General features: G+C 50.0%; 7 protein-coding genes. 1 reads left to right on the forward strand and 6 read right to left on the reverse strand.

Translation table 11 applies throughout. The features are described from left to right. Window positions 1–17 precede the first annotated feature (17 nt). The 5 genes from EZE20_RS05080 to EZE20_RS05100 all read right to left on the reverse strand — a co-directional run bounded on the left by EZE20_RS05080 (window position 18) and on the right by EZE20_RS05100 (window position 8249). Window positions 18–1379 (reverse strand): sulfatase family protein, encoded by a 1362-nt coding sequence (locus EZE20_RS05080; RefSeq protein ID WP_132115198.1) that lies wholly within the window; start codon window positions 1377–1379, stop codon window positions 18–20. A gap of 81 nt (window positions 1380–1460) precedes the next feature. Beyond that, complete coding sequence (locus EZE20_RS05085) at window positions 1461–2870, reverse strand: RagB/SusD family nutrient uptake outer membrane protein (protein ID WP_132115200.1); 1410 nt, start codon at window positions 2868–2870, stop codon at window positions 1461–1463. Window positions 2871–2901: 31 nt separating this feature from the next. Next, window positions 2902–6399 carry a SusC/RagA family TonB-linked outer membrane protein gene (locus EZE20_RS05090; protein WP_132115202.1) on the reverse strand — a complete coding sequence of 1166 codons (3498 nt, stop codon included), beginning with the start codon at window positions 6397–6399 and terminating at the stop codon, window positions 2902–2904. Window positions 6400–6434: 35 nt separating this feature from the next. Further along, a complete protein-coding gene (locus tag EZE20_RS05095) occupies window positions 6435–7448 on the reverse strand; it encodes a FecR family protein (RefSeq protein WP_132115204.1) in 1014 nt (337 codons plus the stop codon). Window positions 7449–7562: 114 nt separating this feature from the next. Then, window positions 7563–8249 (reverse strand): RNA polymerase sigma-70 factor, encoded by a 687-nt coding sequence (locus EZE20_RS05100; RefSeq protein WP_132115206.1) that lies wholly within the window; start codon window positions 8247–8249, stop codon window positions 7563–7565. A 773-nt stretch (window positions 8250–9022) separates the two neighbouring features. Between EZE20_RS05100 and EZE20_RS05105 the strand changes: the two genes are divergently transcribed. Then, on the forward strand, window positions 9023–11407 hold the full coding sequence (locus EZE20_RS05105) for an FtsX-like permease family protein (protein ID WP_132115208.1): 2385 nt from the start codon (window positions 9023–9025) through the stop codon (window positions 11405–11407). A 28-nt stretch (window positions 11408–11435) separates the two neighbouring features. On the opposite strand, the gene EZE20_RS05110 is transcribed toward EZE20_RS05105, so the two are convergent. After that, the gene (locus EZE20_RS05110; RefSeq protein ID WP_132115210.1) at window positions 11436–14348 is read right to left on the reverse strand and encodes a DEAD/DEAH box helicase; all 2913 of its coding nucleotides are present in this window, start codon (window positions 14346–14348) and stop codon (window positions 11436–11438) included. Window positions 14349–14371: the final 23 nt, after the last annotated feature.

A 14371-nucleotide genomic window follows, 5' to 3' on the forward strand; every position in this document is an offset into this window, starting at 1 on the left:
AGAAAGAAATAAAAGCTTCACTTGGTTGGATCGGGTTTTTGCCAGGGTACTTTTCCGCCTTGTTGCATATGCTGCATCAGCAAACCGTTTAGTTTTTTATACACCGCAGGCTGCTGCGCCCGCACGTTCTTTTTTTCCAGAGGATCATCATCCAGGTTATAGAGTTCCATGGGTTCGTAGGGTGTATTCTGGAGCAGTTTCCAGGAGCCCAGCCGCAGGGCATAAATACACTGTCCGGCGTAGTCTGTGCCGCCTTCCCGCCGGGTAAAATAGAGCGGGCGTTCTTCGGGTGGAGCAGATTGACCACGCAGCGTTGGTAAAAAACTTCGCCCGTTGAGCAATACATCGGGAGTAATTCCGGCGACTTCCAGTAAGGTAGGATAAACATCCATAGAAAGATTTACCTGATCAGAAACCGACCCAGGCTTGATTTGGCCCGGCCAGACAATACTCGCCGGTACACGCAGGCCACCTTCGTACATGCTGCCTTTGCCGTTGCGGGTGGGGCCGTTGTTGGCCAGGCTGGGTAGGTAGCCGCCGTTATCGCTTGTAAAGACTATAAGCGTATTGGTGTATTGACCACTTTCTTTCAGCGCCGCAATGACCTTGCCGATGCCATCGTCCATGTGTTCAATTAAGGCTACCAGTTCGGCTCTTTTAGGCGAGATTCCCGGTTGGCGTGCTTTTACTTTTTGCACCCATTCGGTGGGTGGTTGTACCGGAGTATGCGGGGCATTATAGGCCAGATACAAAAAAAATGGCTGTGCATCTTCGGCCTGCTGTTGGATGTAGTCCACTGACCATTGGGTAAAAAGGTCGGTCGCATGTCCCTTTGGATCAATCGTTTGGGAATTCTTACGCATGTAGTTGATGTCGTGGCGCCTGTGCAGCCAGTAGTCATCCATCATGTCGCCCAGCCAGCCATGAAAATAGTCAAAACCATGTTCGTTGGGGGTATTGGGAGACTGTAGCCCCAGGTGCCACTTGCCGATTATGGCGGTGTGGTAGCCTGCTTTTTTTAGCTGGGCCGGCAGTAGACTGGTTTGTGGTGCCAGGTAGCCCCAGCTATTGTCGGCATGGGTGCGGATTACCCCCGGCACGCCCACCTGATCCTGATACCGCCCCGATAGCAACGCCGCCCGGGTAGGCGAACAGACGGTACTATTGGCATAAAAATTATCAAAACGCATTCCCTCACGGGCCAGTTGATCAATATGAGGCGTGCGCAGGTCGCTCGTACCGTAGTAAGAAACATCATGAAAGCCCTGATCATCGGTAAGAATCACCAGAATGTTGGGTTTGGAGGGAGTAGTCTGCTGGGCACTGCTACCAAACGCGGACAGAAGCAAAGCCATCAGCCATAAGCAGGAATTTTTCATAATATTCAGGAGTCGGAAGTTTGTATAGTAAAGCATCATGTAAACAGAAACTATGTCTTTTACATGATGCTTTTTTCTCAATTAATACCCCTCATTCTGTTCCAGGTTAGCATTGGCGTTCAGTTCGGTAATTGGTAGAGGAAATAATACGTGGAACGGCTGCGCTTTTTTCCCCTTCGCAGTGGCATTGGATATGAGTTTTCCGTGACGAATCAGATCTTCCCGACGTTTCATCTCGGTATAAAATTCCCACTCTCTTTCCTGCAAAATTCGGTCCCTTAGCGTTTCCTTGGTAAAATTGCCTACCTGAATAGGGGCAGCTCCCGCTCGGGAGCGCACCTGATTGATCAGGTCAATAGCTTCCTGCGCAGGTCCATTCAACTCATTAAGTGCTTCTGCCCTTGCCAGTAAAATATCTGCATAGCGAACCACCGGAATGTCGTTGCCCTGAACGGCTCCCGCTGCGTTTGGGTCAAACTCGTACTTGCCGGAAAGAGATTGATTGATACCCAGCAGCTTGATAAACTTACCCGATGTGCTGGTGTACTCGGTAATGATCAGGTCCCGGCGCGTGTCTCCCGGCTCAAAGGAATTCACGAAGCTGTCGAAGAAGTATGAGCGTGCGGCAAATACCTGCTGATTTGGCTGGGGCAAGGGATAATCAGTTGGAAAAGTAAGCGCCACCAGGTTATGACCGGCCTGGGCCGAAGCCGGGATTACCCACAGCATTTCGGCGTTGCCTTCGTTGGCAATGGCAAATACATTTTTGTAGTTGGGAATCAGCGAGTACTTTTTCAAGTCCATTATCTGCTTTGTTATATCCGCTGTTTTCTGCCACTGCTTTGTATTGAGGTAGAACTTGGCCAATATACCCAGGGCGGCACCTTTGGTGGCTCTTCCGTACTGCGCCTGACTTAGGGGCAACTCTGCCGCTACTTCGAGCAATTCTTTCTCGATGAAAGCCTTCATCTCCGCATCGGTAGCGCGCGAGAGCTTGAATTCGGAGGGGGTCGAGGTAAGGTATAGCGGAACGGGACCAAACCAATCGTACAATTGATTGTAGGCCACCACGCGAACAAAACGAGCTTCGGCGTTGAGCTGCTTGTCAAAGGCGGTTGCATCGGTCGAACTGGTATTATCAATAACAATGTTGGCGTCCCGAACGGCTCCATACTGACTTCCCCAGGCATCACTAAAATACTGATGGTTGCTGTCCCATGTGAAGTTGGTCAGGGGCGTCAGCAGCGCTTCAATGCTTCCCCCCTGATTCCATACTTCCTGCGAGGTGTGGGCCGACAGAAACAGGTAGTTATGTCCCCGCATTTGGATATTTCCGTACGCGGAGGTAAGTACAGCCTGTTTTCCGGTAGGAGTATTGAGGAAGTTACCTGGGGTTAGTTCAGAATATACGGTTTCATCCAGCAGGCTCTCACAGCCCGAGGCCTGGATCAGTAGTACCAGCAGCAGTACTTTTATGCTATTTCGTTTCATAGAATTTCTGAATTTTTTCGATGGGGAATAATTAAAAACCTACATTGATGCCCAGCATCCAGGTGCGGGCCAGAGGGTACCCGTTGTAGTCTATCCGCACGTTGCTGCGGCCAAAGGCATTAGCCTCCGGATCAAACCCGACGTAATTGGTAAAGGTGGCCAGGTTCTGACCTACAACGTACACACGCGCCGACTGAATGAATTTTACTTTTTCGACCGGCAGGTTGTAGCCCACCGAGAGGTTGCGCAGACGAATGTAGGAGGCGTCCTGCAGGGCCAGTGTGTTTACTTTTCCGCCACCGTAGGCCGAAGGCTGCACGCCTGACGGCCATTTGGCACCCGGATTTTGGGGAGTCCAGCGGTCGAGTGCCTGCTCGGTAATCCGGTTGCGGCGGGCATTGTTAGGATACATACTTTCCAGAACGTTGATGTTCAGCATATCCGCTCCCTGCTGTCCCTGAAAGAAAAAATCCAGCTGAAATCGTTTGAAAGTAAGATTATTACTAACCCCAAATGTAAACGCAGGGAATGGGCTGCCAATGATCTGCTGATCAAGTGGCGTGATTCGGTTGTCGCCGTTCACATCCCTGAATATAGGGTAACCGGGTCTGGAACCGGGCTGAGCTGAGCCGGCAATATTATCACCCTGCTGAAAAAGTCCCGTAACTTCGTAGCCATAATACGAGAAGGCCGGATAGCCCACCGTAACGATAGTGGTAGGACCAATGGACTCAATAGAGCCGGTAATGATGTTGGTTACCTCGCCCAGATCGGTGATTTTATTTTTGATGGCGGCGAAGTTCAGCGTTGTACTCCACGAAAACTGTCCCTTCTTGATGTTAGTAGAGCTCACCATTACTTCCACACCCTTGTTCTGCATTTTTCCTACATTAGATAAAATGGAATTAAAGCCCGTTGCCCGCGGCAGGGGCAGGTCAATCAGCATATCCCGGGTATTCTTGACGAAGTAGTCAATGGTAGCGCTGATGCGTCCCTGCAGAATACTGGCATCAATACCAATGTTGGTCTGTTCGGTCGATTCCCATTTCAGGTCTGGGTTGGCTATGCGCGACGGACGGGTACCTACCAGAACCGCGTTATTGAAAACCGCGCTGGCTCCGGTGGTGTAGGTCGTCAGAGAAGCATAGTTGTTGATTTCCTGGTTACCTGTCAGTCCCCAGCTGGCCCGAAGTTTCAGGTCATAAAAAAAGTTGGGTAAAAAGCCCTCTTCACTCAGACGCCATCCAACGGCCACCGAAGGGAAATAGCCAAACTTGTTGTTGGCCCCAAAACGCGAGGAGCCATCCGCCCGCAGAGAGGCCGTAAACAGATACCTGTCGTTGAGCGTGTAGTTGACCCGGCTCAGGTAGGACAAAATACTGTTATCTTCCTGTCCGCTAAACAGGTTGTCCAGGTTAGTGTCGCCCAGGCCCAGGTTATTGGTTGAGAGTGCATCGGACGGAAATCCTCTGATAATTCCTGAAAAGTTTTTATTGTTAAAATATTGGTAGGTAACCCCGCCCAGCAGGTTCAGTGTACTTTTCTCGGTCAACTGCCTGCTATAATTCATGGTATATTCCAGCAGTACGTTGGAACGCTCGATGGTGGCAATATTGGCAATGCCCTTGGCAGAAAGTCCATTAAGGGTTTTGGTAGAATTGAAGAGGTCCCGACGGGAAGTCTGACGGTCTGAACCAAAGTTAAGCTTGGCGTCCAGTCCGGGCAGGATGGTGTATTTTACAAAAATATTACCCATCGTACGGTTAGTCACGTTGGAGCTCGTCAATCCTTCTACCAGGCTCATCGGGTTGTTGATGGTCAGGTTCTTGGACTGAGAAAACTGGCCGTCCGGGGCATAAACGGGTTCGGTAGGGTCATACAGCAGGGCCGAGTTGATGGGTCCCGAGTTCTCATTGTTGTTGACCCCGTCGATGCTATTGGCATCATTTACCAGGCTGGTATTGATGTTAATACCAATGCTAACCTGATCGCCCAGCTTTCTTTCCAGGTTCAGGCGGGCTATGTATTTCTTGATTCCTGACCGCTTGACGACTCCTTCCTGATTGAAGTAATTGAGGGAAGAGAAAAAGGTTGTTTTGTCGTCCCCGCCCGATACCGATATGTTGTGGCTATTTAGAGGCGCTTTCTGATACACCTGATCCTGCCAGTTGGTACCGGCTCCAATTCGGCTAATGTCGGCATCTGTAAAATCCAACGCGCGACCTTCATCCGTGGCTAAATCGTTCATAAACTGAATGTACTGACTGGCGTTGAGCACGTCCATTTGATTCGGAACGGTCTGAACACCGGTGTTAAAGTCATAGCTAACCCCGATTTTTCCTTTGTTGCCTTTTTTCGTCGTAATAAGGATGACCCCATTGGCCCCCCGCGATCCGTAAATAGCGGTAGCCGAAGCGTCTTTGAGAATTTCTATGGAGGCAATATCATTGGGGTTGATGGAGTTTAGCGGGTTACGGGGGTTGTTGTTGGTACCCGTACCAGCCCCACCGCTGGAAGCAGAAAGCAACGAACCATTGTCGATGGGTAGTCCGTCAATTACATACAGTGGTTCGCTGCCGGCCGTAAGCGAGTTGGCTCCCCGGATCCGGATAGATACCCCGCCTCCGGGCTCAGAGCTGGTCTGATTGATCTGCACTCCCGCCGAGCGGCCCAACATCATCTGATCTACCGATGCATTGGCACCGGGATTAAAATCTTTTTCACGCAGGGACGATACGGAGCCGGTCAAGTCGCTTTTTTTCTGAGTACCATAGCCCACCACGACCAGTTCTTCGAGTGCTTTTATATCCGCTTTCATTTTTACATCAATCACCGACTGATTGCCAACGGTCACTTCCTGCGGCATGTAGCCAACAAAGGAAAAGATAAGGACCGCGCCCTGATCCGTCACGCTCAGCGTGTACTTGCCTTCGGTGTCGGAAGTTGTACCCCGTTGGCTTCCCTTCATGACGACGCTCACGCCTGGTAGCGGGGCGCCCGTTTCGTCCTGCACATTGCCCCTAATCTCACGGTCTATCTGGGCGGTAGTTTGACTTTGCTCACGGATTTTGTCAGAATTCTGCGTACTGGCACGAGGGTTTTCTTCGACTTTTTCATCCGTTTGCAAGGCACTATCGTTAGATTCCTCCCGAGCGTTTGCTTTCTGAGCGGGTTTGCGGTTTTCAAAAATCAGGTATGAACTGTTGTTTACCTTCTTGTATAGAAGTCCGGAAGGTTTGAGAATACGTTCCAGGTTTTTTTCAAGGTTCTGGCTGCGATTAATGGCATCCGATGAAATGAGTATTCCCTCAATGACTTTCATTTCAAAAAGAATATCAACCTGAAAATGATTCTTCAAATGATCCAGCCCGTCTTTAAGTTTAATTTGGGAGTTGGCTGGCAATTGTCGGGGTGCTTTTTGCATGTTTCGGGCCATAACAACCGACTGCGAGAAACCGTACTGTTGCGCCATAAGCAATACGATCAGAAGTAGCCCCACACCTGAGGCTCGGCGAAAAAGTAAATTCATACACGTAGGATTTAGGTATTTTTGGTAGTAAATATTTATTTATCAGAGAGTTGGACGTAGTTTCCCTGCCTCACTACATTAATGTCGAGGAGGATAGAAATAGAAAGTAAAAGCTCATCAGCGTTGTTGGCTTTAAATGACCCCATGAGGACCCGCTCAGATAATTTTCTTCCAATAATTTCAACTTCCAGGCCGTAATTTTCCTGCAATAGATACGCCACTTCTTCGAGGGTTGTTTCTTCAAAAACAAAGCGTTTTTCTTCCCATTCCGAATATTTTTGGGCCTGATCGGTAGTTTTAAGCTCCATGCGGTTCTGCCGGTCCAGAGTAACCAAATCCCCGGGTTTCATCATCACTTCCTTTTTTGAATTTGCTTCCTGATAGCGCACCTGCACTTTTCCCTCTTTAAGTACGACTTTGGAATTATGCTTTCGGGCATACATCGTAAACTCGGTTCCCAGCACTACAACTTCAAAATCTTTGGCTGTTTTGACAATAAATTTTTTGTTATCAGCCGTCCGCGTGATCGAAAAATTGGCCTCCCCTTCCAGATGTACTTCCCTGGTTTTTCGCCCAAAGTCCCATCGGGGCACCCGCAGCGATGAGTTGGTATTTAGTTTAATGATGCTGCCGTCCAACAGCCGAAACGTTTTGATTTCTCCGTAGGCTGTTTGGTAGGTTTTGAAAAGGATGGGCTCACGAAAAAACCAGCCACTCAGCAGCAGAAACCCAATAAATACCGCCGCAGCCGTCAGCTGTCGGCCAAACGCTACACGCCGAATCGGTAGAGTTGCCGAAGGCTGGCTGTCCTCGGTTGTTAATTCCAGCGTGTCCGCTGAGACATTGATTACCTCCCTGAATTTTTCCCAGGCAAGTGCCGTTGTCGCTACGTACTGCGGATTGGTTCGCTCCCATTCTTCCAGCCATTCGTAGTACTGTTCCTCGTGCTCGTGAGTGGCCAGCCAGGCTTCTATCATTTGCCGTTGCAGGGGCGATGACTTTCGGGCAAAGTGGTCAAAAATCAGTTGTTTGGAAATGTCTGCTTTCATGTCGTGGTTTTCTGGGCTACGTTATGGATTCGGGCCAAATGCTTCCTGAATCCAGAGCCATGGTACATCAGGGAATATTTACGTGTGGAGTTGATCCTGAAATTTTATTGGAGCTTACAAGTTCATCAGAGGAAGCAAGGCAGCTCCTACGAGCCAATAATCTTTCAGCCCCTGCCTTACCGTGCCGAGTGCTTTGCTGATGTGGGCCTCCACGGTTTTGACCGAAATCCCCAGTTCATCGGCAATGTCTTTGTATTTATAGCCTTCAAAACGATTCATCAAAAACACCTTTCTACATTGTGGAGGCAGGGATTCGACCAGAATCTCTACCCGTGTGAATACTTCTTCAAACTGCATCATGTGGTCTGGACGCTGCCCGTTGGCTGTTTCTCTGGATTCAGCCATTTCTATGCCTTCCAGTTTCTTAAATTCCAGCCGCAAATAGTTGAAGGCTTCGTTACGAACGCAGCGAAATAAATAGAATCGGTAGGAAGATGTGACGGACTCAAACGAACGACTTTTCCAAAATTTGCAAAACACATCACTCACCAGATCTTCGGCAATTTCGCGGGAGTATACGTAGCGGACCGCGTGGCTGCACAAAATGCCGTAGTACCGACTGAACAGCAATTCACACCCTTTTTCGGGGCATTCTTCAAATGTTTTACGAATAAAAAGCTCAGAAATATCCGTTGGCTTGGCGGTCTCCTGCGTTTGTGGGCCTGTACTTAGCCCGGCAGTAGTAGCCGGCCAGAAAGCAGGTGTAGTTTCAAACGTTTCAATGGTTACACGTGTTTGCATTAGCTTACACCTTCCGGCCTGTTTAGTGTCTATTAGGAGAGACAACTTCTGCCAAAATAACCCTTAGTATTTTTAATTATTTCACTATTTATTTTGATTTACCAAAGGGGAAGGCCTTTTTTGGGCTATGCAGCAAAGAAAGTGAAGCAGAAACTTATTCGCTTTTGTCAGGATTCACCGCGCAATTTGTCAAACACTTGTTACATTTTTGCCAAATGAAGTGCTCCGATAAATGAGATTTTTATACTAATTGAAGAATAATGTAGGTGTATAAATAGAATTAGCCCTACTTACTTAATGGAGGATGCTCCTGTATTGCAAGGAATGCCCGTCTAAGGTTTTTTAGTGGTTTATTGTTAAGCCTGAGAGGTTCGATCGTAACCCTTCCGATGGATGTTTTTCCTATAAAAATAAGAAAGTAATTGATCAGAATTACACGGTATTTCAATCAGTTGCCCGTCCTGCTATCTTCCAGTTGCCCGTCCTGCTATCTTCCTAAACGTATTGGCATCCTGTGCAGCACGCTGCTCCCCGGTTTTTTACTGCCCAAACCTGTCTGCCCTAAATTCCCCTGTTCAAAACCGTACAGAATAATGTCCGAAAATGAACAAATCTTGGAAAATATTTTTATTAACACCTTGATAATTAAGAACATAGTTCGCTGGCATAGCGTTGGTAAAGACAATCTATCGAACCGGTGTTTGCTTATCGGTTTGCGGCATTTAAAACCTACCGGCCATCTACCTATTCGCTAAAAATCCAATCCATTCATCATGCTTCAAAACTACTTTAAAATTATCCTTCGTAACCTCTGGCGCAACCCGCTTTACGCTGGGTTGAATGTAGTGGGCCTTACGCTCGGCCTGACCTGCGGCCTGCTCATTGTGGTCTATGTAGTCGATGAGTTGAACTATGACCGTTTCCATACCAAGGCTGACCGCATCATGCTGCTACAGCAGTTTGAGGAATCGGGTGTGAGCGGAGGTAAACTAGCGACTGATTTCAAGGAAAAGTTTGCGCAGGTAGAACAGGTAGCACGGCTCAAACAAGCAGTTCCTTTACTGGGCAGCACGGCCCTGGCATCGTTCGAAGAGAACTTCTTTTTTGCCGATAGTACCGCTTTTGAGCTATTCACAGTGCCCCTGTTACTGGGAAATCCAAAAACGGCTCTGGTTGAGCGCTACGGCCTGGTACTGTCGGAAGCCATGGCTCAAAAATATTTCCCAAAACAAAATCCCCTGGGCCAGACCCTACGCTACAACAACAAGCATACCCTGCGTGTGACAGGTGTAATGCGCAACCTGCCAGGCAACTCCCACCACAAGATTGACTTTCTGGCCAACTACGCCAATGCTAATGAGCTAATGGGCTGGGACGTCACTACCAACCTTTGGGCCGGCAGTACCTGGACCTACCTGCTGCTGTCGCCCGGTGCCAGTCAGGCGGGCATTGAAGCGCAATTTCCGGCCTACCTCAAATCCCTCAACGACCCAAACGTGGGCGTTTGGAAGCTCAAACTGATTCCATTGACAGACCTCTACCTCCGTACCAGCCTGGTGGCTCCCAACCGCCTGATGTACGTGACTATCTTCTCCGTGATAGCACTGCTCATACTGGTGATGGCGGCTTTCAACTACGTCAATCTAGCTACGGCCGTAGCTACCCAACGGGCGCGGGAAGTAGGCGTTCGCAAGGCACTTGGTTCTACGTCGTGGCAGATGTGGGGTCAGTTCTTTTTGGAAACAATCCTTTTGATTGTCGTAGCTCTGATTCTGACGGCTTTGCTGGTACCTACGGTGCTTCCTGCTTTTAACGAGCTGGCTGATAAAGATCTAAATTTCAACGATCTATTTACCACAAGCAGGATGGCCGGGCTGCTGCTGGGCCTGACGGTTCTTTGCTTTCTGGCCGGAGGGTACCCTGCTTTTGTCTTGTCATCGTTCCGTCCGGCAGCGGTGCTGAAGGGCAGTTTAAGCGGGCTACCCGGAGGTACCCGCACTCCCAGGCTAAGGCAGGCGCTGGTGGTCGGTCAGTTTGCTGTATCCATCGTGATGATCGTGGCTACGCTGGTAGTATCCAGTCAGCTCCGGTATGTACAAACCAAAAACCTGGGGTATCAGCGTGAGCAGGTACTGGTCATGAACCTGCACGATGCCAGCCCGGAAGCTAAGCTGCGTTTCAAACAGGAAGTACAAAGGCTTTCGGGCGTGGTGTCGGCTACACAGAGCTACAGCGTACCGGGCAGTGGCAGCCTGCGCGGTGAAAAACTTGTGGCCGACTACGCTCCCAAAGGTGTGACAGACCTGAGCATTAGTCTTCAGTCCATAGACGAAAATTATCTGGAAACCTTTGGGATAAAACTTGTTAAGGGCCGTAACCTCGACCCTAACCGTCCCGCTGACAGCAAGGGCTTTCTGATCAACGAAGCGGCCTTAAGGTACTTTGGCTGGGGCAATATTGAAGGAAAAATGCTGGGTTACTACACCTTCGAGTATGACCCCGCAGGTGGCTACCGCGAAGTACCTCAGCGGGGCCCTGTACTGGGCGTGGTGACCGACTACCACCAGAAAAACCTGAAAAGCACTATCCCACCCCTGCTGTTTTCTCTGGTGGATGGTTCGGAAAATCATCTTTCTGTTAAACTGGAAGCGGGTACTGTACCGGCCAGCATGGAGCAGGTCGAGCGGCTGTGGAAGGCCACGTTTCCGGCTACGCCGTTTGACTACGAGTTCCTGGACGACTTCTTCAAGCGCACCTACCAGGCCGACCGGCAGGCAGGACAGGTGTTTGGGCTTTTTGCCCTGGTTGCCACCTTAATTTCCAGCCTCGGATTATTTGGATTGGGTACTTTTGCCGCCGAACGCCGGACGAAAGAAATCGGTGTTCGCAAGGTAATGGGTGCCAGCCTGATCAATATCCTGACGCTGCTTTCGCTGGATTTCCTTCGGTTAATTGTTATTGCGCTTCTGATTGCCTCGCCCATTGCCTGGTATGCCATGAATCAGTGGTTGCAGGATTTTGCCTATAAGACCGATATCCAGTGGTGGATTTTCGTAGTGGCGGGTATAGTGGCTGTGGGTATTGCGTTGCTGACTGTCAGCTATCAGTCGCTCAAAGCGGCGCTGATGAACCCGGTTAAGTCGCTGCGGAGTGAGTAGGATAGATTATAAATTGAAAGTGTAAGCCCTATCCGCCCGCCAGCCCCAGCCAGTCGGCTTTGGTCAGGGATTTGAAGAATGATTCGTCGGTGCCGATCAGATCCGTGGCGAGTTTGGCCTTGTTCTGCTGCATCACCTGAATTTTTTCTTCCACCGTATCGGGACAAATCAGCCGGACGGCAATTACGTTTTTTTGCTGTCCGATGCGGTAGCTGCGGTCGATGGCCTGATTTTCCACCGCCGGATTCCACCACGGATCTACCAGAAACACGTAGTCGGCGGCCGTCAGGTTCAGGCCCGTACCGCCCGCTTTAAGACTGATCAGAAACACCCGCGTGGCCTCATCTTCCTGAAACTGATGGATCACTTCGCTGCGGTTTTGGGTGCGGCCCGTCAGGTAGGCAAAGCCGATAGTTTCGCGGGTAAGTTCCTTTTTAATCAGGTCAAGCATAGACACAAACTGCGAGAAAACAAGCACTTTGTGTACGCTTGTGAGCGAGCGCAGCTGATCCATGAGCCGCTCGATTTTGGCCGAAGCATCGCCAAATAGTTTATCATCTTTAATAAGTAGAGGTGAGTTGCATATTTGCCGGAGCTTGGTAATTCCCCGTAGCACGTGCATGCCATTTTTGGCAATTTCTTCTTCTTTATTCGACGAAATATAGTCCCGAAATTCGCGCTCGTAGGAGTCGTACACCTGCCGCTGTTCGGCACCCATTTCGCAGTAAAGCACCACTTCCGTTTTGTCGGGCAGCTCATGAGCCACTTCCTTTTTGGTACGGCGCAGCACAAACGGACGGATCAGTGCCTGCAACGCCCCGGCACTGCGTTTTTCCTTGAAACGGTCGATGGGAATGGCGTAGGTATCTCTGAAATACTGCCGTGTACCCAGCAAACCCGGACACGCAAAGGATAGCTGTGCGTAAATATCGAAGGTGTTGTTTTCCATGGGCGTGCCCGAAAGCACGATCCGGTTGCGGGCCTGCAGCAGCCGGGCGGCTTTGTAGCGCTGTGAGCTGATGTTCTTGATGTTTTGGGATTCGTCCAGCACGACGTAGTTAAATACGAATTTTTTGAGGAAAAAAATATCCGAAAGCAGCGTCCCGTAGGTAGTCAACAGCAGTTCGTAGTCAGCAAAACCCGCCGAGGAGCGCGCACGCGCCGGGCCGTGCAGCACCTGAACCCGCAAGGAAGGTGCAAACTTCTCAATCTCTTCCAGCCAGTTATGGATCAGCGAGGTGGGTACGACCAGCAAATTGGTGTTGTTTTCGGGGTGTTTTTCGCGTTGGAGAAGTAAAAAAGCCAGCAGCTGCACCGATTTTCCCAGGCCCATATCATCCGCAAGACAGCCGCCAAAACTGTTGTCGTCCAGAAAGTCAAGCCAGCTCAGTCCCTGCCATTGGTAGGGGCGCAGCGTGGCGTGGAGCGCTTCCGGGATAGGCGCAGGCGCAATCGCTTCCGGGCTGGAAAGGCGGTGCTGCAAGTGGTGTATTTCCTGCTGAACCTGCTGGTCGAGCATGGCTTTTTCAAAAAGCTCGGTAATGGTCCGGAATTTTATTTTAGAAATCTGAATGGTTTCGTCGACCACTTCTCCGGCGCTGAAATAGCTTTCCAGACGGTGCAGCCACTCCTGCGGAATCAGCCCCAGCGTGCCATCGTCAAGCAGCACAAATTTGTTTTTATTTTTAATGGATTTATGCAGCTGTTTCAGCGAAGCGTGCCTGCGTCCAAAGCGCACCTTCACCAGCGCATTGAACCAGTTGAGCCCGCTTGCTACCTGTATGTTTATTTTGGCTTTGTGTGGATTGAGTTGATTTCCTTTCAAATGATTAAAACCCAGCACCTGAATGCCGTTTTCGCCCCATTCTTCAAAGACATCCAGAAACCAGTTTTCGTCCAGAAACCTACTTTTGTGCAAGTAAAAATAGAGCAAAGGGTTTTCGAGTTGTTCGGGAAAATCAGCGTGCTGACGAATGAGCAGCGCCACAAAGGCATCTTCGGCCTGCCCGTCGCGACTGATGCCGTAGTAGTTACCGCGGGCATCCTGCGCATAAATCTGCCGCTTGGTCAGTACCGGAATTTCCACCTGTCCGTAGAGCATGACGGGGTTAATCAGGACGTAATTACCCAGGTCTGAGAGGTAAATCAGTTTTTGGGGCGATTGGTCGAACCCGCCGCTCTTTTTCTGAATTTTTGTCGCAGGTTTGATGTACTCGTGCGCCACGCGCACGTGGCCTTCCAGCTCGGGCAGGACCTGCTGCTGAAAACCCGCAAACTCATCGTGCGTCAGCAGAAGGGTTGAATGGTATTTTTTAAAGTAAAGAATCGCCTGCATCACGGGCGGCTGCACGCACAAAAACCAGGTATGATCGCGCACCAGAAAATACTCAAAGCGCGGAGTCAGCAGCGACAGCGGACAGAACGTACCGTCAATCGACAGCTCGGCCTGCACATGGTATTTTTTTTCACCCAAACTAATCCGTACCTGCACGTCCAGCAATGGTTTGGTAAGATCGATTGGCGAAAGGGCACGAGGTGTTATTTTTTCAGAAACGCTGGCATCGTGCCAGTAAAAACTGTATCCAAAAGGATTGGCAACCAAAGCTTTAAGTCCTTCCAGGTCGCCCGGAGATTTTTCATAGTATCCCTGAAAACGTGCCAGTGCGGCATAGAATTTCAGCTCGTCGGGCCGCTGCGCCTGCCATACCAAATCCAGCGGTTGCAGCGTAGTATACGGCATCCGAAATTCCCCGTTGGCACTTAGCGGAAACTCTACCAGCTGCGCATTAAAATGCTCGTAGTACTTGTGCCGCCCAACGACGACCACACGCACAGCCTGCGCATCGGCGGGCTGCGGCTGACTGCTCAGGGAGAGAAAATGGAGCAGGGCTTCCTGTGCGTCCTGTGATGGTCCGATGCCTGCGTCCTGTGGTTTGTCCAATGCTTTGATCCGGTTTCTTTACT

This window comes from Arundinibacter roseus (assembly GCF_004348825.1).
GTDB lineage: Bacteria > Bacteroidota > Bacteroidia > Cytophagales > Spirosomataceae > Arundinibacter > Arundinibacter roseus.